Below are 1,005 nucleotides of genomic sequence, written 5' to 3' on the forward strand. Positions count from 1 at the left end.
TTTGGAGGATCGTTCAACCGATCATTTTAGGCTTAACTGATCGGCATTAGCCAATTGGCTCCCTTTTTCTTGTTAGAATTCTACTTCTTCAGGTGGTATGGCATCGAAAATAAGTCCGCCGAGTATACTCCCACATTCTTGCTCCGCTTGGGTTATTGCTTCTCCAGGAATAAAATTCACATCATTATCCAAGAGGATATCGAAAACTCTCACATTTCCGTATGCATTTTCAATATCTCCATCACGGAATAGCTGGTAAAGCAGGATCCAATATGTATCGATAATGTAATTATCACGAGATGAAATTATGGTTTTAGCAAAATCAACGATTTCCTGATTGCCTTGTAACATAGAGTTGAGGATTGTTAGACCAACACAATCCTCACTTTCAATCACAGAATCAATAACGGCCTCGGAAGGCGCAATGCCATGTTTCTTCATGATGTATAGAGGCCAGCATATGCCATCAGAACGTCTTTGCTTACTATTTTCTAAGACCAGTCTACAGAGGTGTGTTTCAACTTCTTCCCGAACAATATGGGACTTGTCGAGGAGTGAATCTAAGTATGGGATAAGGATAGGGTAGTGCCATGCTAAATTGAGCACTGAGCTATAAACCGCTTCAGGAGCTCTATCATCAAGAAAGTTAATGATTAATTGCACCGCATACTTTAGAACGCTGCCATCAGGTGTTTGCCTATTGATGGTAATAGCATTATTGATAAAAGTTATCGCTTCTGATGCAGTTATTTTGGGCTCATCATCATGAGCTTTGTTCAATCGGCTAGGCAAGCTTGAAAGTAATTCAATGACCCACGCATCTTGGTCTGGAGTAGGTAATTCGACTATTTTTGTCTTTTGGATGTTTAGTGACAATTTATATTTTGCCAGAGACTTTCCGAGTTTAAGTATGAATCGGTGAGCGTCCTCGTTTGTTTCACAATAGCAACGGCTTTGTTGCTTAAATCGATGGAACTAAATCAAGAAGCTACGATCTGATCGGCT

General features: G+C 40.1%; 1 protein-coding gene. It reads right to left on the bottom strand.

Translation table 11 applies throughout. The features are described from left to right. Positions 1–72: 72 nt before the first annotated feature. Positions 73–876 carry a hypothetical protein gene (locus APB76_RS19970; RefSeq protein ID WP_193395097.1) on the bottom strand — a complete coding sequence of 268 codons (804 nt, stop codon included), beginning with the start codon at positions 874–876 and terminating at the stop codon, positions 73–75. Between the last annotated feature and the right edge of the window lie 129 nt (positions 877–1,005).

This window comes from Vibrio bivalvicida (genome assembly GCF_001399455.2).
Lineage (GTDB): Bacteria > Pseudomonadota > Gammaproteobacteria > Enterobacterales > Vibrionaceae > Vibrio > Vibrio bivalvicida.